The sequence below is a fragment of the Micromonospora sp. RTBAU3-60 genome (assembly GCF_054963695.1).
Map to the genome: position 1 here is coordinate 430138 of NZ_JBUEGB010000001.1, position 25779 is coordinate 455916.

Here is a 25779-nt window from a genome sequence, read left to right on the forward strand (position 1 = left end):
CCCCCGACCGCGGGCACCACCCACACGCCGGGCGAGGAGGGGCGACGGACGGATGGCGGAACGGTTCGCTGTCGACCCGGACGGGGTGCGGCGCCTGGCGCGAGAGCTGACGGCCGTCCGGTCCGACGCCGACGCCACCCGGCAGGGCCTCGACGGCCCCCTGTCCGCCGGCTCCGCGGCGGTGGAGGAGGCGGTGCGGGCTTTCGCGAGCGCCGCGACGAAGGCCCACGCCGAGCTGTACGGGTCGGTGGACCGCCTGGCGCGCTGGCTGGACGACGTCGCCGCCGGGCAATTCTCCATCGACCGGATGTTGGGTGACCACGTCTCGCCCGGCCACCTCAACCCAAGGAGCGACCGATGACCGATGTGAACGTCGGCTACGACGGCCTGCAGCGAGCCGCCGCCCAGCTCAGGACCGGGCAGCAGGACATGACCCAGCGACTCCAGGCGCTCAAGTCCATGATCGACCAACTGGTCGGCAGCGAGTTCCGCACCCAGCTCGCCTCCGGCCGGTTCCAGGACTCGTACCAACAGTGGTCCACCGGCGCGCAGAACATGATCGATGGCCTGGAGGGCATGTCGACCTTCCTCAACGAGGTCGTCCGGGAATACCAGGACCTGGACAACCGGCTCGCCGGCGGCCTCGGTTGAGCTTTCCCGGCGGGGAGAACTGGGCCGTCCTCGGCCTCGCCCAGGATCCCACCCCCGGGTCGCCGGAGCAGGTCCGGGCGCTCGCCGGGCAGTTCCGGCAGCGGGCCGAGCAGGCGCAGCGGCACACCCAGCGACTCCACGGGGTCGCCACCGAGCGAGCCGGCCTGCGGCTCTGGGGCGACTACGCGGAGATCCTCGACGGGAAGCTCGGGACGCTCCCCCGGTATGCCGAACAGCTCGGCGCGGCGTACCACGCCTGCGCCGGCGCCATGACAACCTACGCACAGGAGCTGGATCAGGCCCAGGCCGCGTCCCGGGCCGCCCTGCGACAGGGCAGTCAGGCGGACGAGCGATACCGACAATTGCTGGCCACGTTCGCCTCGGTGGTGCCGCTGAGGTTCACCGGCACCGGCCTCTGGCGCGGGCTAGACGCGGCCACCGCGGCACAGCTCAGCGCCCAACACGGACCGTCGATACAGCAGTGGGCGGTCGCCGTTGGCCGGAACGCCGGCATGTGCGAGTCCGAACGGAAGCTGGCCCGCGGCGCCGCCGAACAAGCTGGCTACTTCCACCGTGATGCCGCGGCCCGCTGCGCCGCGCGGATCCTCGCCGCGGTGCACGACCTACCCGCCGACCAGTCCGGGCACACCGCGAACCCGGCCGCTGGGGGCCGGGTGAGCTCCGCGGACCAGCGGCGTCTCGACGGGCTTCGGGCGGCGCTGACGGACGACCCGGAGGCGCTGGACGCGCTGGAGACCGTGATCGCGAAGCTCGGACCGCGGGTGGCGGGCGAGCGCCTGGTCAAGGCCCAGGCGAACGGCGCATTGGGGCGGGCCGCGACCGGCCTGGCGAAGAAGCTCCGGGACTGGACCGACCTCACCGAGGAGGAGCGGAGGCGGGTCGGTGTCTGGCTCCGCAACGCGGAGACGGTGCAGCGGAAGATCGCCGAACTCGACCGGAGGTTCCCCGACGCCAGCAAGGCAGGCGGATTCGAGGGTGTGAAGAGTGAGTTCCGGGATCTCCGCGGGAAGCTCGACGTCATGCTGAGGGACGCCCGGGAGTTCAACCCGCGGATCGGTGACCGCATCCTGACGATGGAGTGGGAGGTCGACGTGGCGCTCGCCCACCCCGACGTACGGGCCGTGTCGATCAACGTCAAGCGGCGCGAATACAGCAGGCAGGAAGTCGACGTGGTCGGATACCGGGACGGGCGATTCGAGTTCATCGACGCCAAGCGGAAACATCTGGTCGACGTCGGCGACGTCGACGAGGCCTGGACGCAGTTGGAAAAGCAGTTGGGCGTGGCAGAGGATCCCGATCCGGACTGGCCCGTCCAGTACCCGAACCCCCGGATCATCTACTACCCGAAGAACGGGATCACCCCGGAGGCGGCGGACGAGCTGGAGAGGCGCGTCGGGCCGGGCGGCCGGCGGGTGCAGGTCCTCGGGCCCCGGATCGACGGAGCAGGGCGATGACCGAGTGGCGGGACGCGTCGGTCTTCTTCCTCCGCACGACCCCGCCCGACGACGAACGGTGGCTGCGCGGACTGTCGGAAGTCATCGACCTTCGGTCGGACGGCCTGGTGTTCGAGGAGCGGGAGCGGCTCCTCCACTGCGAATGGAACGGTCTCAGCTCCCGGGCGCAGCTGCTCGACGGCCCAGCCGGCGACATCCTCGTCATCAGCTACTTCAGCCGCGACTTCCACTCTGACATCGCCGAGCAGCCGGACCGGTGGCGCGACTTCTGTCTGCTGTTCGCCGGAGCCTGCCAGGCGCTCGCCCCCACCGCCGCGGTGGCCCTCGGCACCATCTCCGACGACGTGCTGACCGACGTCCGGCAGTTCGCGGCGGTGGCCGCCGAAGAAGAGGTCACCCGGCTGCGGGCCCAGCCCTACGCGCTGCTGTACCTGGGCCCCGAACTTCAGCGGGCGGCGCGGGAGCAGGACCCCTCGTGGGAGGTCGTCGCACACGAACTCGACGACGGCGGCGGCATCACCACCGGCTGGGCGTACGACGAATTCCCCGAGTGAGGGCCGGCATCGGTAGGGTTGATCACCATGGCGCGGATCCGGTGTGACTTCTTCTCCGAGGCGCTCGGCATGGGCACGTCGATGACGGTGCTGCTGCCGGAGCGGGCCGCCACGCAGATCGGCATGGCCGGCAGCGTCACCGTCGGCGATCCGCCGGTGCTCTACCTGCTGCACGGGCTGAGCGACGACGACACGATCTGGACCCGGCGTACCTCGATCGAGCGGTACGTGGCGCCGCTCGGGCTGGCGGTGGTGATGCCGCAGGCCGGGCGGAGCTTCTACACCGACGAGGCGCACGGCAACCGCTACTGGACTTTCCTCAGCGAGGAGCTGCCGCGGGTCTGCCACTCGTTCTTCCGCCTCTCGGACCGGCGGGCGGACACCTTCGTCGCCGGCCTGTCGATGGGCGGCTACGGGGCGGTGAAGTGGGCGCTGCGCGAGCCGGGCCGGTTCGCGGCCGCGGCCAGCCTCTCCGGGGCGCTGGACGTCAGCCGGCGGCGGGCGCACCCGACCAGCCCGGTGAACCCGGCGGTGTGGCACACCGTGTGGGGCGACCGGGAGGTGACCGGCACCGACGACGACACGGTGGCGCTGCTGGAGCGCGCCGGCGACGAGCTGCCCGCGCTCTACGTCGCCTGCGGCACCGAGGACTTCCTGTACGAGGACAACGTCCGCTTCGTCGACACGGCCCGCCGCCGCGGGACGCCGGTCACCGTGGACTTCTCCCCCGGCGACCACGACTGGGCGTACTGGGACGCGAAGATCCAGGACGTGCTGGCCTGGCTGCCGCTGCGCCGCGACGTCACCGGCTGACCGGCGGCCCCGCGCCTCCGGTCTCCGCCCGAAGGGACCGGCGGGCCGGACCGGGCCGGCCGGGTCAGCGGGCCCGCCCGAAGGACCGGTGGGCGGGAGGGCGGCCCGGCCGGGTCAGCGGGGAGTGAGGGCGAGCGCGGCGAGGGCGGCGACCCCGGCGGTCAGCGCGGACTCGTCGAGCCGCATCTCGGGCGAGTGCACCGGCGCGGCCGGGCCGTCCGCCGGCCGGGTGCCGAGGATCAGCATCGCGCCGGGCGTGCGCTGCAACAGGTACGCGAAGTCCTCACTGGCCGGAACCGGGGTGGGTAGCTCGCTGACCCGGTCGTGGCCGAGCGTGCCGGCGACCGCAGCCAGTGCCCAACGCGCCTCCCCCGGGTCGTTGACGGTGGGCGGGTAGCCCGGCTCGATCCGTACCTCCGCGGTGCAGCCGTGCGCGGCGGCGACACCGGCGGCAACCTCGGCGAGCGCCTCGGCCACCCGGGCCCGGGTGGCGTCACTGAAGGTGCGCACGGTGCCCGCGGCCGTCGCGGTGTCGGGGATGACGCCGGCGCCGGGGATGCCGGCGTCGAGCCGGTTGATCGTGACGACCACCGGGTCGAAGACGTCGAACCGGCGGGTGACCATCTGCTGCACGGCCAGCACGATGGCGCAGAGCACCGGCACCGGGTCGGCGCCGAGGTGCGGCAGGGCCACGTGGCCGCCCGCGCCGCGCACGACGACGGTGAGCCCGTCCGCGCTGGCCAGTAGTGCGCCCGGACGGGTGGCGACCACCCCCGCGGGCAGCCCCGGGAACTGGTGCAGGGCGTACGCGCGGGCGGGCGCGAAGCCCCCGTCGAGCAGGCCGTCGGCCAGCACGATGCGGCAGCCGTCGTGGCCCTCCTCGCCTGGTTGGAACATGAAGATCACATCGCCGGGCGGGCCGGGGTCGGCACCCGCGACCAGGTGGGCGGCCTCCACCAGCATGGCGGTGTGCGCGTCGTGCCCGCAGGCGTGCATGGCACCGGGCACCGCCGAGGCGTACGGCAGCCCGGTGCGCTCGGTCAGCGGCAGCGCATCCATGTCGGCGCGCAGCAGCACCGGCGGCGCGTCGCCCCGGCCGGCCAGCCGGGCGACCACGGCGCTGGACGTGGTGCCGGTGCGTACCTCCAGTGGCAGCGGGCGCAGGGCGTCGAGCACGGCCGCCTGGGTGTGCGGCAGCCGCAGGCCCAGTTCCGGGCGGCGGTGCAGCCTCCGGTACAACTCGGTCAGCGGAGCCCGCCGCCGCTCCGCGCGGACCAGCAGCTGTGGCGGTTCCGTGGTCGGCGACGCCATGGGTCGAGAATCGGGCCGGTGCGGCCGGACGGTCAAGGACCCGCGCCGTAGGGTCGGGCTTCGGACAGCCCACGGCGCGGGTAAACGCGGTCAGACGCCGACTGACCCGTCGATGGCCTCGCGGAGGAAGTCGGCGTGTCCGTTGTGCCGGGCGTACTCGTGCATCATGTGCAGCATCACCAGGCGCAGGGAGACGTCCTCCTGCCAGCGCGCGTTGTAGGCGGTGACGTCGAGCGACTCGGCCTCCCGCTCGATGCGGCGGGCGTGCTCCACCTCCCGCTGCCACGCCTCGAACGCCGCCGACCGGTCGGCGGAGCTCGCGTCGTACGCCTCCTGGAAGTCGCCGCTGTCCGACCAGACCAGCGGAATGTCCTCGCCGTTGATCACCCGGCGGAACCAGGTGCGCTCCACCTCGGCCATGTGCCGAACCAGGCCGAGCAGCGACAGCGTCGAGGGCGGCGACGACTGGCGGCGCAGCTCCTCGTCGGTGAGCCCCTCGCACTTCATGGCCAGGGTGGCCCGGTGGAAGTCGAGGAACGCGCGCAGCATCTCCCGCTCCCCGGCCAGCAGCGGCGGGCCGATCCGTTCGGTCTCCACGCGAGTCCTTCCTCGCAGGCCGGGCGGCCTGCTCGTGGTTGCTTGGCAGTGGTCGACGGCGAGCCTAGTCTCAGCGCATTCGATCCACCTCAGAAGGGATCATGGATGAACCCCCACCTCCGACGTTCCGCGCTGGTCGTCTCGGCGGTCACCGCGGCGCTGGTCGCCGGCGGCACCACCGTCCAGGCGGCCGGCGACCCCTACGGCCACACCGCCACCGCGACGGTCTTCGCCCCGAACCCGGTGCAGCAGCTCGGCGACCAGTCGCTGACCGACCAGAAGGACGCGGACTATCCGGCGCTGGCCGGGGCGTACCGGTCGGTGCTGCTGACCAACCTGGACTCCTCGGGCACGCTGACCGGCCGGTACGTCGTGGTCAAGAGCAGCACCGGCACGGCCGCCCGGGCGGTCGACGGCGCGTTCCCGGCGTGGCACCGCGACGCCGACCAGTTCGAGCAGGTCATGGGCTACCACTGGGTGAACACCGCGCAGGCGTACCTGCAGTCGCTGGGCTTCGGCAGCGCGCTGCGTCCGGTAAACCAGCGCCAGATCGAGCTGCGCATCGATCAGTACGGCGGCGACAACTCGTTCTTCCGTGAGGACAAGGCGAACATCAGCCTGGGCAAGGGCGGGGTGGACGACGCCGAGGACGCCGAGGTGATCGTCCACGAGTACGGCCACTCGGTGCAGGACGGCCAGGTGCCGGGCTTCGGCACCACCCTGGAGTCCGGCGCGATCGGCGAGGCGTTCGGCGACTATCTGGCGGTCGCGGTCACCAGCTGGGCCACCGGCGTGCCGACCCGGACCCCTGAGGCGTGCGTGGCCGACTGGGATTCCGTCTCGTACACCCGGGCCGCCCCGCACTGCCTGCGCCGCCTCGACGGCACCAAGGTCTATCCGACGGACCTGCGGGGCGAGGTGCACGCCGACGGGGAGATCTGGTCCCGGGCGCTGTGGGACATCCGCACCGCCCTCGGCGACCGCAAGGCGACCACGCTGATCGTGGACGCGCAGTTCGACTTCCGGAAGGACACCACCTTCCGGGACGCGGCGCTGGCGACCGTGGCCGCCGCGCAGCGGCTCTACGGCGGCCAGGCCGCGACCGCGGCCCGCGCCGCGTTCGCCGCCCGCGGCATCCTCTGACGCCGTGGTGGGCGCCGCTCCCCGCCGGGGCGGCGCTCACCGCAGCGAGGACCGGGCCACCGGGAAGTCGAAGTACGTGTCCGGGTACGGCTCGTCGCGGTAGCGGTAGTGCCACCACTCCCGCGGATAGTTCTCGAAGCCCTGCGCGGTCATCAGCCGCTTGAGCAACTCCCGGTTGTCCCGGGCCGGTCCGGTGATCCGGGCGTCGGCGGTGTGGGCGCGCGGGTCGAAGCAGTCGAACCCGGTGCCCATGTCGATCGAGTTGTCCGGGAAGCGGCGCCGGGCCGGCGCGGTGCAGGGCAGCAGCGGCTGTCCCGGCGCGTACGCCGGCGGGTCGGGGGTGGGCACCGGGACCAGGGTCAGGTCGAGGGTGCTGCCCCGGCTGTGCGCGGTCGGGGCGCCGATGTACCCGTCGGCGAACAACCGGTTCTTGGGCTCGTCGGGATAGAACTCGGCCTTCATCTGCTGCTCCCCGGGGGCCTTCGCCCAGGCGACGAAGTCGTCCACCGCCCGTTGGGGGCGGTAGCAGTCGTACACCTTGAGGCTGTGGCCCTGGGCGAGCGCGGCGGCCTGGACCCGGTGCAGCGCGTCCGCGGCCGCCCGGGTGAGCAGGCACCGCGGTTCCGGGTAGCCGGTGATCGGCCGGCCGGCGAAGTTGTGCGCGGTGGCGTACCGGATGTCGGTGCGGATGCTCGGGTCGACGGCGGTGACGTCGACGAAGTCGGCCGGGGCGCGCGGCCCGGGCGACGGCGTCGGCGAGAGGGTGGGTGCCGGTGAGGGGGTGGGCGCCGAGGTGGGATGTGGCGCGGGCCGCTGGCACGCGCTGCCGAGCGCCGCGACCAGCACGACCAGGGCCGCCGTCCCCCGGACGCCGCCGCCCCGCCGTCTCCCACTCCCCACCCCGCCCTGTCTACCAGTGTCGCCGCCCGCAGATTCACGGAAAGAGTGGCTTCCGCAAGCGGACTGGCCACTCTTTCCGTGAATCTGTCGTTTCCGATCGGGCGCGGGCAGGTGGTGGGCCACCGGGGGCCGGGCCGCCCGCCCCGCCTCACGGACCGGACGGGACGCCGCCGGTGACCGCCAGCCGGTCCGCGGGCAACGGGCCGTCCGGGTCGGTGCCGGGCCGGCGGCCACGCCACCACCGCCGCCCGGCGAACGCCGCGCCGGCCAGCGCAACCAGCGCGACCAGCAGCGCGGCCCGGTTCAGCGCCGGCCGCAGCGGGGCCGCCGAGACGCGTACGGGGGCGGCAGCGTCGCCGGCGGGCACCAGCCAGGGGTGGGTGTCGCTGACCGGGGGCAGCCCCTCGCGCAGCACGGTCACCCCGACCCGCCACTGGCCGGGCGAGCGGATGTCGTCGACGGTCACCACCCAGCCGTCGGCGGTCCGGGTGACCGGATGCACCGCGCGCTCCCCGTTCGGGCCGGTGAGCAGCAGCGACACCCCGGTCACCCGGGCGGGGGCCGGGCGGCGGGTGTCCCCCACGCTGATGCTGACGACGTTGCGTCCCGGCCGGTTGGGGCGTACGGCCACCGTGTCGACGAGGTCCGCGGCCTGGCCGGTGACCTGGGGCACGGACCGCGGCGCGTCGGCCACCGGGAAGGCGGGGCCCCGGCCCGGCCCGGCGGCGGCCAGCGCCCCGGCCAGGGCGAGGACGACCGCGAGCAGCCCGGCCTCGGCGCGCAGGCCCCGCCAGGGCAGGTCGGCCCGCCGCAGCCGTCGGGCGGTACGCGCACCGAGCAGCCCGGCCCCGCCGGCCACCGCGACCTTGGCGAGCAGCAGCAGCCCGTACGGGGAGCCGAGCAGCGCGTCGGCGGTGGCCACCTGGGGGCCGGTGAGCAGTAGCCCGGTGAGCAGGAGCATGGTGAGGCAGCCGACGGCGAGCGGGGCGAAGGCGCGCAGCACCGCCCGGACCTGGACGGCCCGGTCGGGCGCCCGGCGGGTCGCTGGCAGCAGGGCGAGGACGGCGGCCAGGACCGCGCCGGCCCAGGCACCGGCGGCCAGCACGTGGACCCCGCCGACCAGCGCGGTCCGCAGCGGCCCGCCCATCGGGTGGCCGAGCAGCGCGGTGCCCGCCGCGGCGGCGAGCGCCCCGGCCAGCCCGACGGCGACCGCCCCGGGAACGGCCCGGCCGGCCCGGAGCCGGCGGGTGGCGCCCAGCACGGCCGCGAGCAGCGCCGCCGTGCCGACCTCACGGAGGAGCCAACGGCCGCTGGTGAGCTGATCGACCAGGAGTGGCCACCGCCCGCCGCCCGCTCCGGACAGCTGGATGGTCAGTTGCAGGGGCGCGGCGAACAGCGCCACCACCCCCGCGCACCCGGCAACCACGAGCAACCGACGAGGCAGCGCGAGGTCCACACCTCCACCAGTCCGCCCACGGCGGCGGGTGCCGGCCGCGGTCAGCAGGGCCAGCGCGGCGCCGCCGAGCAGGATCGCGAGGCCGAGCAGCCCGACCGCCCGGGCGGCGGTCTCGCGGGGGCCGGGGGCGGCCGGGCGGGTGACGCCCACGGCGGTGACCTGCCGCCCGATGCCGAAGACCAGGGTGCCGCTGGTGGTGTGCAGGTCGTCGGAGGAGAGGGTCCGCCAGGAGACGTGGTAGGTGTTCGGCGGCAGGGCCGGCAGGCCGGCGACCAGGGTGACCGGTTCCTCGCTGTCGTCGTCGGTGGCGGGTGCGCCGTCCTCGCCGCGCAGCGCCAGCCCGGTCACCGCCCAGGGCCGGCCGTCGCCGTCGACCACGCTGATCCGGGCGGCGGAGAGTTCCACGTGCTCGGTGAAGGCCAGGGTGAGGGTGTCCGGTGCCCGGTCGAGCACCGCGCCGTCGGCCGGCGCGCTGCGGGCCAGGTACGCGTGGGCCTGCGCCGGGGTGGACCCGACCAGCACGGTCAGGCCCGCCACGGTGAGGGCGGTGAGGAGGTGGCCCAGGCGGCGCATGCGGCTCACCGCACCGGCACGTGGGCCAGGCGGCGCTGACCGGAGGTGATCTCGATCTTGTCGCCGCGCTTGATGGCGCTGTCGTTGTTCAGGTAGAGCAGGTAGTAGCTCTGGCCGGGGCGCAGCTCGTGGCCCTGCTTCATCAGCGCCGCCCGCCAGGCCAGCTTGCCGGAGCGCTCGTTGCGCAGCCGGGGCGGGTGCTTGGTGTCGTTCTGGAAGGCCGACGCCTTCTCGGTGTCGAGCACCACGTAGCGCAGCTCCACCAGGCCACCGTCGCCGACCACGGCGGCCTGGGTGAAGCGGATGCCGAGCGTGGCCTCCAGCTGCCCGTCGTGCGGGACGGCGTAGCCCTGCCGGGCGTCGGCGTATCCGCCGAAGCGGACGATCGACGCCGCGACCAGCGCCAGCACGAGCAGCGGGAGCACCACCCGGCCGAGGCGGGGACGCGGGATGCGGAACGGGATCGCGACCATCGTCAGGACTCCTCGGATGAGGTGGGGGCCGGGCGCGCACCCGGCCCCCGTGCGGCGTCAGGGTGCGGTGTAGCGCGTGGCGGCGTAGTTGTCGAAGCTCAGCGACCCGCTGGTGGTGGCGGTCCGGGCGACCAGCCCCAGCGCCGCCGACTCCACGGTGTAGCCGCTGGTGTCGCCGGTCAGCGTGCCGACCGTGACGGCGCCGACCTTCAGGGTGGCGGAGCCGGCGGTGGCGGACACCCAGTCCAGCCGGACCGTCCCGCCGTTGGCGGCGGCCCAACCGGTGTACGCCCAACCGGCCGGCCGCAGCAGCCCCAGCCGGAACTGGTTGACGCCGTTGCTGCGGCGGTACTGCACCACGGCGAGGGCCCCGCCGGCGGCGTTGCGCAGCTGGTAGACGGTGACCACGGCGGTCTGCGGGTTGACCGTGCCGAGGATGACGTCCGCCTTGGCATGAATGCTGCGCTCGGCGGCCGGGGTGTTGTCCACGACGTATCCCACCGTGCCGGCGACCAGTTGCCCGCCGGAGACCGACACCGTGCCGCTCACCTGCGACCAGGCGCTCGTGCCGCCCGTGAAGGCGTCCGCGAAGATGGCGTTCGGCGGGTCCACGCCGACGGTCACGCTGCCGGCCGTACCCCAGTTGCCCAGCGCGTCCCGGGCCCGCACGCGCAGGGTGTGGTTGCCCCTGCTGAACCCGTTGAGGGCGACCGTGGTGGCGAGGGCCGTGCCGCTGACCGTCATCGGGTGGCCGTGGCCGGCGCCGGGGTCGGCGCCCTCGTACCATTCGGCGGCGGTGACCGCGGCGGCCGCGTCGGTGGCGGTGGCCGTCAGGGTGAGCGTCGCCGCCCGGGCGGTCGGGTTCGGGGCCGCGGTGACCGCGCCGACCACCGGCCCGGTCCGGTCCAGGACGAAGGTGACCGCGGCGAGCGGCCCCCAGTTGCCGGCCGAGTCGCGGGCGTGCACCAGCACCTGATGGGTGCCGTCGGCGACGCCGGTCAGCTCGCTGAGCGGCAGCAGCCCGTAGGTGTTCTCGGTGGCGCCGTTGTACGACCCGTCGAGGGCGACGAAGGTGAAGCCGGTGCCGTCGGCCCCGCCGGCGTCGAGGAAGCCTTCCGCGCCGGCGATCGTCGAGTGCACCCCACCCCCGTTGGGGTCGGTGAACGCGGCGTTGATCCGCAGGTCGGTCGGGTCGGACGCCGAGCCGCTGCGGCCGTCGGTGGCGGCCGGGTCCACCGCCCCGGAGAGCAGGGTCGGCACCGTCCGGTCCACCACCAGGTCGGCGGCGGCGTACGGGCCCCAGAGCCCGAACGAGTCCGCGGTGTGCACCAGCACGGTGTGCCGGCCCTCGGCCAGGGCCGCGGCCACCACGGCCGGGACGCTGCCGGACTCGGCGCTCACCGCCGCGTCGGGGGTGCCCAGGGTGAGCGGGGTGCCGCTGCCGTTGGCTCCGGTGGTGTCCACGAAGTACTCCGCGCCGGTCACCGTGCCGCCGAGGCCGCGGTCGTCGCCGGTGGCGGAGATCGCGACGTCACCGCTGCCCCGGGTCGGGTTCGGGCCGACCGTCACCCCGGTGGTGACGGCGCCGGTGACCGCGAGGTTCAAGGTGGTGCTGCCGACCACGCCCCAGTTGCCCGCCGCGTCGTGACCACGCACCCAGATGGCGTGTTTCCCCTGGGTCAGCGTGGTGAGCAGGTCGGCCGGGAGGGTGGCGGTGGCGCCGGTGACGGTCGGGCCGGCACCGAAGCCGGCGGCGGTGAACGGGATGCCGGTGCCCTCGGCGACCCGCAGGTCGTCGACCACGGCCTCGGCCCGGTCGACCACCGAGTTGCCGCCGCGCGCGTCGGTGAAGTCGGCGGTGACGGTCACCGTGTCGCGCACGCTGGCCGGGCTCGGTGCGGCCCGGACGTTCGCCGCGGTCGGGCCGACGTGGTCGCCGCTGACCGGGGGCGGGTTGGTGTCGAGGAAGGTGAGCATGCCGCCGAACGCCTGTTGCGGGCTGACGCCGGTGACGGTGGTGCCGTAGCGCTGCCCGGCGTTGTTGAGCTGGCCGCCGGACTCCAGCAGCGCGAAGCGCCGCCCGTCCGGGCCGGACGGCACGCTCACCACGGCGTCCACCGCCTGCCCCGGTTGCAGCGGCACGGTGACCGCCGCCTCCGGGTACGCGGCCGGTCGGGCGTCCTGACCGACGACGTTCTGGTCCAGCCCGAGCAGGGTCATCGGGTGCGGCTGCAGCCCGGCGGCGACGTAGCGCAGCAGCACCTTGCGGCCGACGTCGGTGGCGACCACGTCCGTCTCCGGGAACGCCTTGCCGTTGATCAACCGGTACTTCGGGGCGTACGCGCGCAGGTCGTAGCTGCCCGGTGCGGCGTTGAAGGCCGGGTCCACCTCGGTGAGCACCAGCACCGCCTCGTCGTCGTAGACCGAGGCGGCGTCCCCGTACGCGCTGGGCCGTCCGCCGACCGCGGGGGCACGGACCACCAGCGCGCCGACCAGGCCCATGGCAACCTGCCGGGCGCCGAGTGCGGTGTGGCCGGCCTGGTAGAGGTACGTGCCGGGGCGGGCGGCGGTGAAGGTGTAGCTGCGGGTGCCGCCGGGTGCCGCGCCGGTGCGGTCCGGGGCGAGCCCGGTGACCGCAGGGAACGCCAGCGCCAGGGCGTCGGTGAGTCCGTTGTGCACGGTGATGGTGACCCGGTCGCCCTGGTCGACCACGAGCACCGGGCCGGGCAGGGTCGCCGGGGTGGCGTCGGTCGAGGCGAAGCCCCAGATCGGCACGGGCGCCGCGGCGCCGGGCAGCACCACCGAGCCGGGCTTGGCCCAGAGGTCGCAGGTGGCCGTGCCGTCGGCGAGCTGGCAGCCGGTCTGCGGCAGGGTGCCCTGGGGCGGGGCCGGGTCACCGGCGAGGGTGGCCGGCGTCCGCCCGGTGGCCATCGCCGGCTGCGGAGCCGCGGCGCGCGCCGGGGCCGGGCCGAGCGTCAGCAGCGCGGCCGCCATCCCGGCGACCAGCCGAGGCGTACGGGTCAGTGTCATCGTCGCCCTCCCCTGCCGTGTCACGCCGGGCACCCGGCGGGCGGGTCGATGCGGATCAGCGTCATCATTCCGCCGAAGCTCGCCCCGTAGTTGGTGGCCTGTTCCAGCGCGTGGCTGTGCGCGACGTGGTAGTACTCGCCGCACTGGTTGTTCTGCACCACGCCGGGTGGCAGCTCGCCCTGCTCACCGCCGAGGTACGGGTTCTCCGCGAACCAGGTCTCCGGGCCGGGGCCGACGATCTGGTCCTGCAACGACGGCAGCGGCACCGGGATCGGGTTGGCGTTCGGGTCCCAGTGCTCGGCGTCCTTCCAGACCATCAGGGTGTCCACGGTCTGCCCGGGGGCGACGTCGATGAGGAAGTTGGAGAACGAGAGGTCCTGCCCGCCGGGGCCCTGCGCCGGCCGCCCGTCCCGGGCGATCAGTTGCTCGTCGCTGCCGTGCGGGTGGAACGGGTAGCTGACCGAGCCGGCGTTGAGGTAGCGGATCAGCGCTGGCTTCGGGTTGCTGACCGGGTCGTACGGGCGGATGTGGATCAGCGCGCCGTACGGCTGGGCGGGCAGCCAGTCGGCGTGGTTCGGGGCGATGGTGTCCGGCATGCTGCGCCCGTTGATGGTGAAGTAGCGGGCCTTGTACTTCGTGAAGTCGTACGCCCGCCGGCGCTCGACGGCCAGGTGCAGGTCCGGGTCGATCTCGCCGAGCAGGTAGAGGTACTCGTGGTCGGGGTCGAACGCCGAGTCGGCCCGGTCGTTCTCCCGGTCCGGGTGCCCGGCCGGCCGGACTACGAGGGCCCCGTACAGGCCCATCTGCACCTGCTTCTGCACATCGGTGCCGGACTGGTAGAGGTAGGTGCCCGGCGGGCCGGCGGTGAAGGTGTAGGTGACCGAGCCGGAGTTGGCGTCGGCGGTGGTGGTGAGCGAGGTGAGGGTGCCGCCGGCGTCGGTCTCCGGCTGGGCCGGCTGGCCGTCGGCGAGCACCTGCGCCTGGCCGGGGAAGGTGATCGAGGTGGGCTCGGGGAGCGTGTTGTGCAGCACCACGGTCACCTGCACCCCGGCGGTGACGCAGAGCGTCGGGCCGGGCAACTGGAAGGCGCCGCCGCTGGCCGCGTAGCTCCACATGTAGATGCTGTTGCCGTCCGGCATGGCCGCGTACCCGCCGCTGGCGGTGAGGTCGAAGGCGTTGTCGCCGGAGGTGAGGCACTCCAGGCCGGCGGGCGGGCTGGCGGCCGACTGGCTCGGCGCGGGGACGAGGAGCACGGCGACGATGGCGGCGGCGAGCGGCACCGCGCTCAGCCGCTTCCACCGGCGGCGGTCGAGACGAAGCATCGGTACCCCCATCTCAGGCGTTCGCCCGGGTCTGCGCCGGGAGCGTGCCGGGCGGTGAGATCCGGATCTCGGTCAACTGCCCGCCCCGCCCGCCGCCGGCGTTGGCCAGCGACGTCAGGTCGCGGTCGTAGAGCAGGTACGTGCCGGCGTCGGGCGTGGTGAAGATGACGTCGCGGCTCTCCCCCGGTCCGATCTCGACGGTGTTGGTCACCTGGTACTCGGCGCTGCCGTCCCGGCCGCGCAGCAGCGCGGCGTCCTTGCCGACCACCAGCAGGTCGATGCCGTCGACGGTGAGGGTGTGGTTCTGGTAGCCGAGGTTCGCCAGCCGCAGCAGCACCCGCTCGCCCGCGTTCGCCGTGATCAGGGAGGAGATCGGCTGGTAGCGCAGCCGCCCGGCGGCAGGGCTGAGCGGGTCGCCGTTCGGGGCGAGGGTGTCCGGGTAGCAGCGGCCGTTGAAGGCGAAGAAGGACGGCTTGTAGTCGGTCCAGTCGGTGGTCTGGATGTGCGCGTCGCGGTAGTGCGCCTCGGCCCACACCTCGGTGAGCATCAGCGCGAACTCCCGGTCGTACCGGGTGGAACCGTCGCCGTCGTTGTAGACGTACCTGCCGGGCGGCACGTCGGCGGTGCCGGCGTTCTGCGTCGGACGCACGTAGACGATGCCGGTCATGCCCATCTGCACGTGCTCGACGTCTTCGAAGTGACAGTGGTACATGTACGTGCCGGCGTCATGCGGCCGGTAGAAGTAGGTGAACTCGCGGCCGATCGGCACCGAGATGGACAGCTCCGGCACGCCGTCGAAGAGCGGGATGGCGTTGCGGAAGCCGTGCCAGTGCACGGTGTGCCCGTCGACCAGGTCGGGCCGCTGCGCCAGCCCGAGGTTGGTCAGCTTGATCTTGATGTCGGTCTCCTGGTCGAAGCCGAGCAGCGGGGCGCTGATCTGCGCCTTGCCGCGCTGCGCGGTGACCTCGGTGGCGGACAGGCCGGTCACGTCGCGGAACCCGAAGACGTACAGGTCGGTGCCGGCCGGGGCGAGCGGATCGGGCCAGAACGGGCTGATCGGCGGGGAGCCCTGCGGCATGGACACCCAGCCGTCGGTGGCCGCCAGGTGCAGGGTCGCCGTCGGGTTCGGCACCGCGCGGGGCAGCACGGCCGCCGGGCGGCGCAGCTGGGCGTCGGAGCCGCTCTCCGGCAGGACCGCCCAGGTGCCCAGACCGGTCACGCCGGCCAGCAGGGCCCGCCGGCTGATGCGCCGCTGCCGTACGGGATCGCTCACGATCTCCTCCTCGGGGTGGGGACGGGCGGGTCCGCGGGCGGCCGGTGTGGGCGCCGGCCGCCCGCGGACGGTCAGGGCACTTCGTCCGCGCCGGCGTCCGGGCGGGTGGTGCTGCGCGCCTGGCCGTCGATGTCGACCGTCGGGGCGGTGACGGTGAAGGTGCCGTAGGTGCGGGAGCGCACCCCGAGGTCGCTGGCCGACGAGCTGGCGTCGGCCAGGTGGTAGTCGCCCATGCCGGTCAACGGGACCTGCTGGAGCACCAGCACGGCCTGCCGGAACGACGGGAAGGTGCGCGAGGTGAGGATCTGCACCGACACCGGGAACGGGCTGCGGAACCGCGGATCCGCGCCGACCCGGTTGGTGCCGCTGAGCGTGGTGCCGGTGGTGTCCTGGAGCGCCGAGTTGGTCGGGGTCAGCGGGCCGACCCCGTCGGCGGAGCCCATGTCCCAGTGGCGGACGGTGTCGCCGGCCGGGGCGTCGGCGGCGCCGATCCCGGTGACGGTGACGCCGTTCCACTCGCCGGCCCGGTTGTCCCAGAAGATGTTGTTGAACAGCTTCGGCTTGCTGAAGGTGGGCGCGCCGGCCGGCAGCGTGGCCTGGAGCTGGCCACTGTTGGCGGTGGTGGACAGGCCGGCCGGGGCGGCGCGGCCGTTGCTGGTGGCCGCGGTGGAGGTGGTGATGTTGCCGGCCACCGTGTTGTTGACGAACCGGACGTCCGGCGCGTCGTCGAGCGCGACCCCGCCGCCCTCGTGGGTGGAGATGTTGTCCAGCACCATGTTGTTGGTCACCGAGATCGGCACGTTGCCGGCCTGGAGCAGCCGGATGCCGCCGCCGTCGTCGTTGGCCAGATTCGCCTCCACCACGTTGGCGTCGATGTCCACCGCGCCGGAACCGGGCGAGAGCTTCGTCGGATCCGACGGCAGCTCCCCGGCGACCATGATCCCGCCGGCCTCGTCGTACGACTGGTTGAGCCAGATCCGGTTGTTCGCGATCCGGCCGTTGTAGGACAGGCCGTAGTGGCTGATCCCGCCGCCGTACTCCGCGGAGAAGTTGCCGCAGACGGCGTTGTGGTCGACGGAGTACGCGTTGCTGCCGGCGAAGATGCCGATGCCGCCGGCCAGGTTGGTGCCGCCGTTGTCCCGGATCTGGTTGCGGGAGATGGTGACGTGGTCGTTGCCGGTGTTCAGGTACGGGGTGCCGACTCGGATCGCGCCGCCGTACGAGCCGCTGTTGGCGACGATGACGTTGTCGGTGATCCGGGTGTAGCGGGCGGCACCGTGCAGGTAGATCCCGCCGCCCTGGGTGATCACCGCGCCCGGCGCGCCGTACGGGGTGCTCACCCCGCCGGTCGCGGCGTTGATGTTGCCCGGGAAGTCGGACTGGTTGCCGCCGGTGATCCGGAAACCGTCGACGGTGACGGCGTTGCCGGAGCTGAACTGGCCGGGACGGGCCAGCACGGTCACCACCGCGCCGTCCGGCACGGCCGCCGGCCCGGCGTGCGGGAGGGACGCGACGAGGTTCAGCCACGCGGTGCCGGCCGGGTTGTCGATGCCGAACGCCCGGCCGTCCAGGATGGACCCGCCGACCACCGTGCCGTCGGCGTACCGGCCGCCGGGGCCGACGCCCTGGAGGCGGACCGACGAGTGCACGACGACGTTCTCGTAGTACGCCCCGGTGGGGTTGTCCGGTCCGGGGCTGTTCGGCCAGACGGCGACGACCGCGATGCCGCCGATGGTGGCCGCCGCCTCCAGCGCCGCCTGCACGCCGGAGTAGGTGGTCTCCCCGGTACGCACCGCCCAGGCGGGCGGCCTGACCTGGAAGAGCCGGGGGTTGGCCGCCCCGCCGATGCCGGTGCCGTAGGTGGTGCCGAGGAGCTGGACGGTGAGTCCGTTGGTGGTCCGTTGGCCGTTGGCGGCGGTGACGCTCACCTCCGCCGGGCCGACCGAGCCACCGGTGACGGTGACCTCGATCCGCCGGTCGGACCAGGAGTTGACGGTCACCGTCGGGTCGGTGCCGGCCGAGTCGAAGACGACGGCGCTGCCCGGACCGCGGCTGCCGAACCCGCTGCCGGTGATGGTGACCCGGCGGTCGGTGTCGGTGCTGCGCAGGAAGGGCCGGGAGACCGCGAAGAGCTGCGGGGTGTCCCCGGCCGGGTCGCACTGCACCGCGCCGAGCTGCCCGGAGCCGGGCGACAGCACCACCGGGGCGACCGCGGTCGGCGCGGTGTCGGTCACCGTGTAGAGCCCGGGCCAGGCCTGGAAGTTGGTGGCGATGGTGCGGTAGCGGGGGTTGTAGTTGCCGTTGAGGTGCCCGGGCTGGCCGGGGTCGTTGCCGACGAAGCGGTACATGTTCGGGCACGGCCCGGCCGGCAGTGGGCAGTTGTACGTGCTGGTCGAGGGTTCGATCGCCTCGTACATGCCGTTGAAGTCGGTGTCCACGGTGTCCACCAGGCGGCCGGCCCAGTCGTAGAGGCCGACCGGGATGTTCGGGATGCCCTCGGCCTCGCCGTAGTTGACGCTGCGCTTGTCGTGGCTCAGGCCGAGGTCGTTGATGACCAGGCCCCAGAAGTGGGTGGGCAGCGGCACGGGGGTGAACAGGTTGAAGTTGGGTGCGCTGGCCTGCCCGGCCCGGACCTCGACCAGCTTGGTGTCGCAGAGCGGGCGTCGCTGGCCCTCGAACGGGCTGCCGCCACCGTCGCGGAAAGCGGGGTCGGTGACGTGCACGGTGTGCAGCGCGCCGGCGCACGACGAGTTGATGCCGTTGCCCTGGGACGGGGGCTCGCCCGGGTCGGGCTGCGGGTCCGGCGGCGCCGGCTGCTCGGTCGCCTGGTCGGGCGAGGGCGGGAAGTTCTCCTGGGGCAGGAAGCCGTCGCCGTCGAAGACGTTGACGTCCTCCTCCCGGGTGGGCAGGTACATCGGGCCGCCGCCGACCGGGTTCTCGCCCAGTTCCACCGACACCAGGTAGTCGTCCGGCACCAGCGGCTGCGTCTGGCCGTCGGGCAGCGGCGCATACAGCGGCAGATCGTGGTCGGGGCCGGGGTTCGCCGGGTCGCCCGGCGGGATCAGGTTCAGCTTGGAGTCGGCGAACGCGTAGTTGCCGTTGACGGTCTGCCCGAAGTTGGTCGGGTCGTTGTCGGTCGGGGCGGCCTGGAAGCCCATCATCGGGGCCTCGACGCACATCTGGTTCGCCTCGGTGCCGAAGTCGGGCAGGGCGAGCTGGTCGGTCAGCGGACGCCCGTCGAACATCCGGGCGGTGCAGCCGCGGCCGGGCTGCCAGGTCTCCGAGGTGTACGCGTCGTTGAGCTCCGGGCCCTTCTGCAGGGAGCCGTCCTCGTCCCGGACCGGGTCACCGTTGGCGTCCCGGACCACCGCGTACAGGTGGACCTTGAGGCCGGGGATGCCCGGCTGGTACGGCTCGGTGACCGCGTACGCCGGGTCGAGCTCGTTGCGGGTGGTGTCGTAGGTGACGGTGCCGGCGATGCCACCGTTCTCCGCCCCCCGGTACGGCTGCACACCCCAGTCCACCCGGCCGGCGAGGCCGATGATGGGCAGCACGTCGACGTCGACGGCCGCGCCGAGCAGCGTGGTCGGGGTGGGGTCGTTGGGCGCCTGGTACGTGATGCCGGTGGTCTTGTAACGGGTCTGGAACGCCTCCAGCACCAGCCATTTGCTCAGCGGGTACACCTCCTTGATGGCGTAGTGGCCGGCGCTGTCGGTGACCACGTTGTTGGTGGCCTGGTCCATCAGGGAGTTGTCGCGCTCCTTGACCACCACCGGGAAGCGGGGCACGCCGCTCTCCCCCGGGTCCTGCTTCCCGTTGCCGTTGGTGTCGAGGAAGACCGTGCCGGTGATCTCGGTGAACCAGCCCGCCAGGGGCTTGAGGCCGACGTCGACGGTCTTCCCGCCGCTGACCGTGACGTTGAACGAGTCGAGCAGCATCTCCTGCGGGCCGTCCCAGACGGTCAGCTGGTAGTCGCCGTCGGGCACGTGCGGGATGCGGAAGGAACCGTCGGCGGCGCCCCGGTCCAGGTAGATCATCTGATCGCCGTCGCCGAGGTCGGACAGGGCCACCCAGGGCCGGGTCACCGGGCCGGCGACCTTCCCGCCGGCCACCCCGGTCTCCGGCACCGTCACGCCGCCCTGCCCACCGATGTAGGTGTACAGCTGCACCACGGTGCCGGTGATCGCGCCGGTGGCGGTGCCGGTGAGCGCCTTCGGCGAAACGAAGCCGAAGTCCACGTACGGCACCGGCTCGCCACCGAGGGTCTGCTCGGTGTCGTAGCCGGTGTCGTTCTCCTGCACCCAGACGTCCCAGTCGTGGCCACCCTCCAGGGTGGTGGTCTGCGCCCACGTCTGCCCGCCGGGAGCGACGACCGAGGCCGCGTAGCGGTCCGGGCCGAGGTTGGGGATGACGATGTCGCCGTCCGCGTCGCTGCGGCAGCCGGTGGACTCCTTCGCGATCACCGGCCGGCCGTCGTCGTCGAAGACCACCTGGCCGGCCGGGTGGGTGGCGTCCGGGGCGCTGTGCGCGTACTCGGTGCAGAGCGGGTTGCCGTAGTAGTCGACGGTCACCTCGCCCATCACGTCGGCCAGGTGGGCGGTGAAGCCGGCCAGGCCGCGCTCGGCGCCGACCTCGTAGGTGCCGTCGACCGGGACGCTGTCCTCGAAGATCCGCAGTCGGACCGTGCCGAGCGGCAGCGGGTACGGCTGCATGCCGACGGTCACCGCGGTGGTCTGACCCGGGCTGACGGAGAAGTGTTCGCCGTCGATCTTGTAGCCGTCGGCGGTCACCGAGATCAGGTAGCGGCCGGCCGGCAGGCCGTCCAGCGCCGTACCGGTGGCGAGCGTGGCCTGGTCGCCCTGGGCGACCACCGGAACCGCACCGGGGGTGTTGCGGGTCGAGGGCCAGCGACAGTGGTCGGCGAAGTCCGCCGCGCTGGCCACCCCGGCCCGGGCCGGCAGGCAGTGCGTCAGCGCGTCGTGCGGGTCGCCGGTGTCGTCCGCCGTGACCATCCAGCGGTAGTCGGTCACCGGGTCGCCCTGCTGGATCTGGGGTGCCGGCCCGACGGTACGGGCACTGACCACCGTGAGGGTGATGCCACCGGTGGTGGGCTCGGCGGCGGCCGGACCCGGCGGTACCACGAACCCGACGAGCAGCAGGCAACTGGCGGACACGAACCAGCGCGGCCAGACGGAACGACGCGCCATGCCCTCACCCCTTCGGTCAGCGGAGACCGGCCGCGGCGGTGCGCGGCCGGCCTGGTGTGAGGAGCATGGGCGGGCCGGGACCGCCGACGACCGTTTATGACGACGCCGTCATCCGACCGTCATCCGGCCGCCGACGTTCTGTGTCGGAACGGCGACAGGAATGCGCTCCGTTCGGCCGTGGCGTAGATGAACACGACGCGCGCTTCATAAGGGCACCAGAAAGTCACCGACGGCTGTGGGGGCACGGTGGGACGAGTACTGGTGATCGAGGACGACGAGCGGATCGGCCGGTTGGTCACCCGGGCGCTGGAGGGCGGCGGCCTGCTCACCGAGCGGGCGGCGTCCGGGACGACCGGGTTGGACGCGGCGCTGCGCCGCGACTTCGACCTCGTGGTGCTGGACCTGATGCTGCCCGGGCTGGACGGCCGCCAGGTGCTGGACCGGCTGCTGGAGCAGCGGCCCGGACAGCCGGTCCTGGTGCTCTCCGCGGTGCCCGAGATCAGCACCCGGGTCGCGGTGCTGGAGGCGGGCGCGGCGGACTTCCTGGGCAAGCCGTTCGCGGTGGCCGAGCTGCTGGCCCGGGTGCGGGCCCGGATGCGCGCGCGGCCGGCCGGCGACGCCGGACGATGGCTGCGGGTCGGTCCGGTGCAGCTGGACCTGCACCGGCGCCGGGCCACCGTCAACGGGGTCCACCTGGATCTGCCGCTGCGGGAGTTCCTGCTGTTGCAGCACCTGATGAGCCGGGCCGGCCGGCCGTGCAGCCGGGAGGAGCTGCTGGCCGACGTGTGGGGCATGCACTTCGATCCGGGCAGCAACGTGGTCGACGTGTCGATCCGCCGGCTGCGCGGCCGGCTGGACCGCCCCGACCGGATCGAGACGGTACGCGGCGTGGGCTATGCGTACGCCGTCGACTGACCGGGTCCTGGCCGCGGTCTGGGCCCTCTTCGCCGCGGTCAACGTGGCGTTGATGTGGTTCCTGCCCGGCCAGGAGACGGTGCCGTTCCACCTGGTCTGGATCAGCCTGGCCCTGGTCTACGGCTTCACCACCTGGCCGCTGAGCTGGATCGTGGCCACGCTGGTCGCGGTCACCACCACGACCGGGGTGATCCTGGCCCACCACGCGGCCGTCGGCGAGATCCGCTGGGAGGAGACCGCCGAGGAGCCGCTGATGGCGGTGATCTTCATCGTGATGGCCTGGCACGTGCACCGTCGGCACGTGCTGCTGCATCAGATGCGCCGCCTCGGCGAGGCCGAGCGGGACCGGGCGCACCGGCAGGAGCTGCTGGTCCGCCTCGCCTCGCACGAGCTGCGCACCCCGCTGACCATCGCCCGCGGCTACACGGAGCTGCTACGTACGGCCCACGACGATCCATCCACGGTGGACGACACGGCGGTGGTCCTCGACGAGCTGGACAAGGCCACCCGGATCACCCACCGGCTGGTCACCCTGATGCAGCTGGAGCAGCAGCATCCGGTACGCCGGGTCGACCTGGACGCCGAGTTGGCCCGGATCGCCCGGCGCTGGGCCCCCACCGCCGACCGGGACTGGTCCTGCCGCTCGGCCATCGGGCTGACCCGGGTCAACCCGGAACGGCTGGAGGCGGCCCTGGACTGCCTGATTGAGAACGCGGTGAAGTTCACCGGGCCCGGCGACCGCATCGCGCTGGTCGGCCGCCGGGACGCCACCGGGTGGACGGTGGAGGTGGTGGACTCCGGCAGCGGCATCCCGCCGGACGTCGTACCCGAGCTGCTCGCCGGGCGGCCGGGTCGCCCCACCGCCACCGGCACCGGTCTCGGGTTGGCCACCGTCGGGGCGGTCGCCGGGGCGCTCGGCGGTCGAGTCACCGTCGGTGCCGGGCCGGGCGGTGGCGCCCGGGTCGGGCTGCGGGTGCCGGAACCGCCACCCACCGGCCCGACCTGGCCGGAGGCCGCCCGGCCGGAACCCGCCGAGAGCCCGGTGCGGCTGGCCTCCGGCTGACCGGCCGTGCAGCACCGGTGGGCGTTGACCGACCCGGACCACCCCGGCGGTGGGTGCCCGCGAGGATCACCGCGCCGCGTCCCGGTGCTCCCCCAGCGGCCCGACCGTCCAGCCCTCGCGGCGGCACTCCGCCAGCACCCGCGGCAGGGCGGCCAGCCCGGCCCGCCAGGCGCCCGGCGCGGCGGCGCACGAGGAGTCGTGCAGCAGGATCGTGCCTCCGCCGGAGAGTCCGGCCCGAACGGTGTCGTACACGCTGTCGCCGGTGGCCTTGCGGGTCCAGTCCCGGCCCCAGCAGCTCCACAGCACCGGCTCCAGCCGCAGCCTGCGCGCCGCCAGCAGGGTCGCGCCGGTGAGCACCCCGTACGGCGGGCGCAGGAACCGGGGTGTTTGGCCGGTCACCGCGGCGATCAGTGCGTGGGCGCGGGCCAGGTCGCGTACGGTGGCCGCCGGCCCGCGCAGCAGCAGGTTGTGATGCGCCCACCCGTGCACCGCCACCTCATGGCCGGCGGCGACGATCTCCCGGCCGAGTTCCGGGGCTCGCTGGAGCATCACGCCGAGCAGGAAGAAGGTGGCCCGCACCCGGTGCGCGGCCAGCACCTCCAGAAACCGCGGGGTCGACTCCGGGTCGGGACCGTCGTCGAAGGTCAGCGCGACCCGGTCCGGCGGGCCCACCCCGTGCAGTCCGGGCAGAAACCACCGCCGGACGGGCGGCAGCGCGGTCACCACCGGCGCCACCTGCAACGCCGGCAGCGCGGCCGCCGCGGCCCAGCCGGCCCGGACGACGGGTCCGGCGCTCACCGGAGACCGCCGGTGGACTGCAGCAGCGCGGCCACCACGGCGACCGCGTCGCCGAGCGAGTCGACCAGCGGGCGGTGGCTGCGGTCGTCGACTCCGGCGTTCCCGGGCATCCGGGCCTGGAGCGGCCGGAACAGCGCGCGGAGCACCGAAACGGACAAGCGGGACCGGCTGGTGGGGGCGGAGAGCGGGTCGTGCCCCCACGGCAGCCACCGCAGGATGCCCCGGTACGCCTCGCGGAAGACCCAGCGCGCCGGGCGGGGCAGCACGGCCAGGAAGTTCAGCCGGCCCACCACGAAGCCCCGGCCGCGCAGCCGCCGCGTCAGCTCGACGGCGGCCGCGTCGTGGCCGGCGCCGATGTCCGCGGAGATCACCACAATCCGTCCGGCGCTCTCCATGTGGCGGCGCATACCCAGGGCCACGGCATCCACGCGTCCGCCTCAGACGGCGCGTCGGCGGACCAACATGCGCAGTGCCACGTACCCGGGCAGCACCGGCAGCCAGAAGGTGGCCAGCCGGTAGATCAGTACCCCGGCGACCGCGGTGTGCACCGGCACCCCGTAGAGCAGCAGCCCGGAGACCAGGGCCGCTTCGGTGGCGCCCAGTCCGCTGGGGGTCGGCGCGACGGAGGCCACGCCCTCCCCCAGCGCGGAGACCAGCACCACGGGCGCGATCAGCGCCGGAGCGGAGGGCAGCCCGACGGCGAGCAACGCGAGCCAGAGCGCGGCCCCGTAGGCCACGGTGAGCGCCACGCCGACCGGCAGCAGCCGCAGCATCCGCCCGCTGCGGACGAGCAGGCGAAGGGCCTCGAGCGCCTGCCGGCGGGCCTGCCGCACGCGGGTCCGCCACCGGCGTACGCCGAACGCCACGACGGCCAGCGCGAGCAGCGCGAGCACCACGAGCAGGAGGATCCGGCCCCGACCGACGGCCGCGCTGCCCAGGTGCTGCGCGGAGCCCGGGACGAACGGCACCAGGACGGGCAGCAGCAGCGCGAAGGCGACCGCGCCCGCGGCCCGGTCCACGGCGATCGCGGTGGCCGCGACCGGCAGCGGCAGGCGCTGCCGACGCAGGTAGCGGAGGCTGAGCGCGACCCCGCCGACGGCGCCCGGCGCGAGCCGGTTGACGAACGCCGAGGCCACCTGCACCGCCACCGTGGTGCCGAACGGGATCCTCCCGGGGGCGGCGAGGCGCAGCGCCAGGGCGCTGATCGGGTACGTTGCCGCGGCGGCGAGCAGCGCACCGGCCACCGCCCAGGGCATCGCGCGGCGCAGCGCTTCCAGGGCCATGGCGACCTGGCCGGTCTGGGCGAACACGAGGTAGCCCAGGACGCCGAGCATGACGACCAGGAGGATGCCCCGGCCGGTGAACCGGACCACCCGGGCCGGCCGGGCGGGGCGGCCCGGGCAGCGGTGGAGAATCTCGTCGCGGAGCTCGTCGAGCAGGCCAGGCGAGGCGCCCAGCGCGTGCCGCCCGGCCCGGGACAGCAGCGCGGGTTGCAGCCAGGGCAGGCAGTCGGCCACCGCGTCGGCGCCCAGGTGGGTGGCCGCGGCCGCGACGGTGGGGCGTACGCCGGCCAGGGCGGCGAGCGTGACCAGCGGCTCGACCAGGTCATGGGCGCGCTGCTCGGGGCTGGCCCGGTCGACGGCGGCGGCCAGCCCGACCAGTCGCGCCTCGGTGTCGGTCACCAGCACGCAGCCGCCGCGCAGGTCCTGGTGGGCCAGCCCGGCCCGGTGCAGCAGCGCCACCTGCCGCCAGACGTCGGCCAGCGCGTCCGCACCCAGCTCGCCGGGGCGGAGGGTGTCCAGCGGACGTCCGGGCACGAACTCCTCGACCAGCAGGCCCTCCCCGGCCGGGTCGGTGGTCACGTCCAGCAGCCTCGGCACCCGCACCCCGGCCCGCGCGGCGCGCCGGAGCAGCTCCGCCTCGTGCTCGGCCTTCCGCACTGCCGTGCCGTACGGGGGACCGTCGGGGAGGTGGCGGTAACGCAGCCTCCGGTACCACCGGCGCAGGCGTCCCGCGTCCCGCTGCCGGCTGGCGGTCAGCTTGACGAAGAGGCAGCGGCCGTCGTCGGTGCCGACCCGCCAGGGGCGGGAGCCGCGACGGTCGCTCGGCAGCGGCTCGAGGGCACGCACCGGGACACCCCGGTCGGCGAGGAGTTGGCGGACCCGCGCGGCGGCGCCGGCCCCGCCGCTGTCCCGCATGCTCCGACCATAGGACGCGGCCGGCGC

20 protein-coding genes are annotated in these 25779 nt (G+C 74.1%); 8 read left to right on the plus strand and 12 right to left on the minus strand.

Annotation, left to right across the window (positions count from 1 at the left end):
- Positions 1-52: 52 nt before the first annotated feature.
- Genes ACY34I_RS01745 through ACY34I_RS01765 form a run of 5 tightly spaced genes read left to right on the plus strand, consistent with a single transcriptional unit; the run spans position 53 to position 3493 of the window.
- Positions 53-361, plus strand: a complete 309-nt coding sequence (locus tag ACY34I_RS01745; protein ID WP_462751767.1) for a hypothetical protein — start codon at positions 53-55, stop codon at positions 359-361.
- Positions 358-651, plus strand: a complete 294-nt coding sequence (locus ACY34I_RS01750; protein WP_148799876.1) for a WXG100 family type VII secretion target — start codon at positions 358-360, stop codon at positions 649-651. Before ACY34I_RS01745 ends, ACY34I_RS01750 begins: the two co-directional genes overlap by 4 nt.
- Positions 648-2126, plus strand: coding sequence for a hypothetical protein (locus ACY34I_RS01755; protein ID WP_462751769.1), 1479 nt, complete (start codon positions 648-650; stop codon positions 2124-2126). Before ACY34I_RS01750 ends, ACY34I_RS01755 begins: the two co-directional genes overlap by 4 nt.
- Positions 2123-2680: a hypothetical protein gene (locus ACY34I_RS01760; protein ID WP_462751771.1), complete on the plus strand. Its 558-nt coding sequence runs from the start codon at positions 2123-2125 to the stop codon at positions 2678-2680. Before ACY34I_RS01755 ends, ACY34I_RS01760 begins: the two co-directional genes overlap by 4 nt.
- A 27-nt stretch (positions 2681-2707) precedes the next feature.
- On the plus strand, positions 2708-3493 hold the full coding sequence (locus ACY34I_RS01765; protein ID WP_462751773.1) for an alpha/beta hydrolase: 786 nt from the start codon (positions 2708-2710) through the stop codon (positions 3491-3493).
- A gap of 114 nt (positions 3494-3607) precedes the next feature.
- On the opposite strand, the gene ACY34I_RS01770 is transcribed toward ACY34I_RS01765, so the two are convergent.
- Both ACY34I_RS01770 and ACY34I_RS01775 read right to left on the minus strand, forming a co-directional pair.
- Entirely contained in the window at positions 3608-4804 is a 1197-nt protein-coding gene (locus ACY34I_RS01770) for a M20 metallopeptidase family protein (protein WP_462751775.1), read from the minus strand.
- 90 nt (positions 4805-4894) lie between these two features.
- A complete protein-coding gene (locus ACY34I_RS01775) occupies positions 4895-5401 on the minus strand; it encodes a DinB family protein (RefSeq protein WP_148799884.1) in 507 nt (168 codons plus the stop codon).
- 105 nt (positions 5402-5506) lie between these two features.
- Between ACY34I_RS01775 and ACY34I_RS01780 the strand changes: the two genes are divergently transcribed.
- Positions 5507-6544 (plus strand): M36 family metallopeptidase, encoded by a 1038-nt coding sequence (locus tag ACY34I_RS01780; protein WP_462751777.1) that lies wholly within the window; start codon positions 5507-5509, stop codon positions 6542-6544.
- A gap of 36 nt (positions 6545-6580) precedes the next feature.
- On the opposite strand, the gene ACY34I_RS01785 is transcribed toward ACY34I_RS01780, so the two are convergent.
- The 7 genes from ACY34I_RS01785 to ACY34I_RS01815 all read right to left on the minus strand — a co-directional run bounded on the left by ACY34I_RS01785 (position 6581) and on the right by ACY34I_RS01815 (position 20778).
- The gene (locus tag ACY34I_RS01785; RefSeq protein WP_462751779.1) at positions 6581-7444 is read right to left on the minus strand and encodes a M15 family metallopeptidase; all 864 of its coding nucleotides are present in this window, start codon (positions 7442-7444) and stop codon (positions 6581-6583) included.
- A 148-nt stretch (positions 7445-7592) separates the two neighbouring features.
- Complete coding sequence (locus ACY34I_RS01790; protein ID WP_462751781.1) at positions 7593-9473, minus strand: copper resistance CopC/CopD family protein; 1881 nt, start codon at positions 9471-9473, stop codon at positions 7593-7595.
- A 5-nt stretch (positions 9474-9478) separates the two neighbouring features.
- Positions 9479-9946: a hypothetical protein gene (locus ACY34I_RS01795; protein WP_462751783.1), complete on the minus strand. Its 468-nt coding sequence runs from the start codon at positions 9944-9946 to the stop codon at positions 9479-9481.
- Positions 9947-10003: 57 nt separating this feature from the next.
- On the minus strand, positions 10004-12976 hold the full coding sequence (locus ACY34I_RS01800) for a multicopper oxidase domain-containing protein (RefSeq protein ID WP_462751785.1): 2973 nt from the start codon (positions 12974-12976) through the stop codon (positions 10004-10006).
- 20 nt (positions 12977-12996) lie between these two features.
- On the minus strand, positions 12997-14298 hold the full coding sequence (locus ACY34I_RS01805) for a multicopper oxidase domain-containing protein (protein WP_462751787.1): 1302 nt from the start codon (positions 14296-14298) through the stop codon (positions 12997-12999).
- Between the two features lie 13 nt (positions 14299-14311).
- Positions 14312-15571, minus strand: a complete 1260-nt coding sequence (locus ACY34I_RS01810; protein WP_462751789.1) for a multicopper oxidase domain-containing protein — start codon at positions 15569-15571, stop codon at positions 14312-14314.
- 71 nt (positions 15572-15642) lie between these two features.
- Entirely contained in the window at positions 15643-20778 is a 5136-nt protein-coding gene (locus tag ACY34I_RS01815) for an IPT/TIG domain-containing protein (RefSeq protein WP_462751791.1), read from the minus strand.
- Positions 20779-21039: 261 nt separating this feature from the next.
- On the opposite strand from ACY34I_RS01815, the gene ACY34I_RS01820 reads away from it, so the two are divergent.
- On the plus strand, positions 21040-21693 hold the full coding sequence (locus ACY34I_RS01820) for a response regulator transcription factor (RefSeq protein WP_462751793.1): 654 nt from the start codon (positions 21040-21042) through the stop codon (positions 21691-21693).
- The gene (locus tag ACY34I_RS01825) at positions 21674-22756 is read left to right on the plus strand and encodes a sensor histidine kinase (RefSeq protein WP_462751795.1); all 1083 of its coding nucleotides are present in this window, start codon (positions 21674-21676) and stop codon (positions 22754-22756) included. Before ACY34I_RS01820 ends, ACY34I_RS01825 begins: the two co-directional genes overlap by 20 nt.
- A gap of 66 nt (positions 22757-22822) precedes the next feature.
- Here ACY34I_RS01825 and ACY34I_RS01830 read toward each other — a convergent pair whose 3' ends face one another.
- Genes ACY34I_RS01830 through ACY34I_RS01840 form a run of 3 tightly spaced genes read right to left on the minus strand, consistent with a single transcriptional unit; the run spans position 22823 to position 25752 of the window.
- Positions 22823-23554, minus strand: a complete 732-nt coding sequence (locus ACY34I_RS01830) for a polysaccharide deacetylase family protein (protein WP_148799910.1) — start codon at positions 23552-23554, stop codon at positions 22823-22825.
- Positions 23551-23982, minus strand: a complete 432-nt coding sequence (locus ACY34I_RS01835; protein ID WP_462751797.1) for a hypothetical protein — start codon at positions 23980-23982, stop codon at positions 23551-23553. Before ACY34I_RS01835 ends, ACY34I_RS01830 begins: the two co-directional genes overlap by 4 nt.
- 9 nt (positions 23983-23991) lie before the next feature.
- The gene (locus ACY34I_RS01840; RefSeq protein ID WP_462751799.1) at positions 23992-25752 is read right to left on the minus strand and encodes a lysylphosphatidylglycerol synthase domain-containing protein; all 1761 of its coding nucleotides are present in this window, start codon (positions 25750-25752) and stop codon (positions 23992-23994) included.
- Between the last annotated feature and the right edge of the window lie 27 nt (positions 25753-25779).

Bases quoted from the DNA above. Each gene is read 5' to 3' on its own strand.
- ACY34I_RS01745 (WP_462751767.1), top strand. From the start codon at position 53: ATGGCGGAACGGTTCGCTGTCGACCCGGACGGGGTGCGGCGCCTGGCG.
- ACY34I_RS01750 (WP_148799876.1), top strand. From the start codon at position 358: ATGACCGATGTGAACGTCGGCTACGACGGCCTGCAGCGAGCCGCCGCC.
- ACY34I_RS01760 (WP_462751771.1), top strand. From the start codon at position 2,123: ATGACCGAGTGGCGGGACGCGTCGGTCTTCTTCCTCCGCACGACCCCG.
- ACY34I_RS01765 (WP_462751773.1), top strand. From the start codon at position 2,708: ATGGCGCGGATCCGGTGTGACTTCTTCTCCGAGGCGCTCGGCATGGGC.
- ACY34I_RS01770 (WP_462751775.1), bottom strand. From the start codon at position 4,804: ATGGCGTCGCCGACCACGGAACCGCCACAGCTGCTGGTCCGCGCGGAG.
- ACY34I_RS01780 (WP_462751777.1), top strand. From the start codon at position 5,507: ATGAACCCCCACCTCCGACGTTCCGCGCTGGTCGTCTCGGCGGTCACC.
- ACY34I_RS01790 (WP_462751781.1), bottom strand. From the start codon at position 9,473: ATGCGCCGCCTGGGCCACCTCCTCACCGCCCTCACCGTGGCGGGCCTG.
- ACY34I_RS01795 (WP_462751783.1), bottom strand. From the start codon at position 9,946: ATGGTCGCGATCCCGTTCCGCATCCCGCGTCCCCGCCTCGGCCGGGTG.
- ACY34I_RS01800 (WP_462751785.1), bottom strand. From the start codon at position 12,976: ATGACACTGACCCGTACGCCTCGGCTGGTCGCCGGGATGGCGGCCGCG.
- ACY34I_RS01805 (WP_462751787.1), bottom strand. From the start codon at position 14,298: ATGCTTCGTCTCGACCGCCGCCGGTGGAAGCGGCTGAGCGCGGTGCCG.
- ACY34I_RS01815 (WP_462751791.1), bottom strand. From the start codon at position 20,778: ATGGCGCGTCGTTCCGTCTGGCCGCGCTGGTTCGTGTCCGCCAGTTGC.
- ACY34I_RS01825 (WP_462751795.1), top strand. From the start codon at position 21,674: ATGCGTACGCCGTCGACTGACCGGGTCCTGGCCGCGGTCTGGGCCCTC.
- ACY34I_RS01840 (WP_462751799.1), bottom strand. From the start codon at position 25,752: ATGCGGGACAGCGGCGGGGCCGGCGCCGCCGCGCGGGTCCGCCAACTC.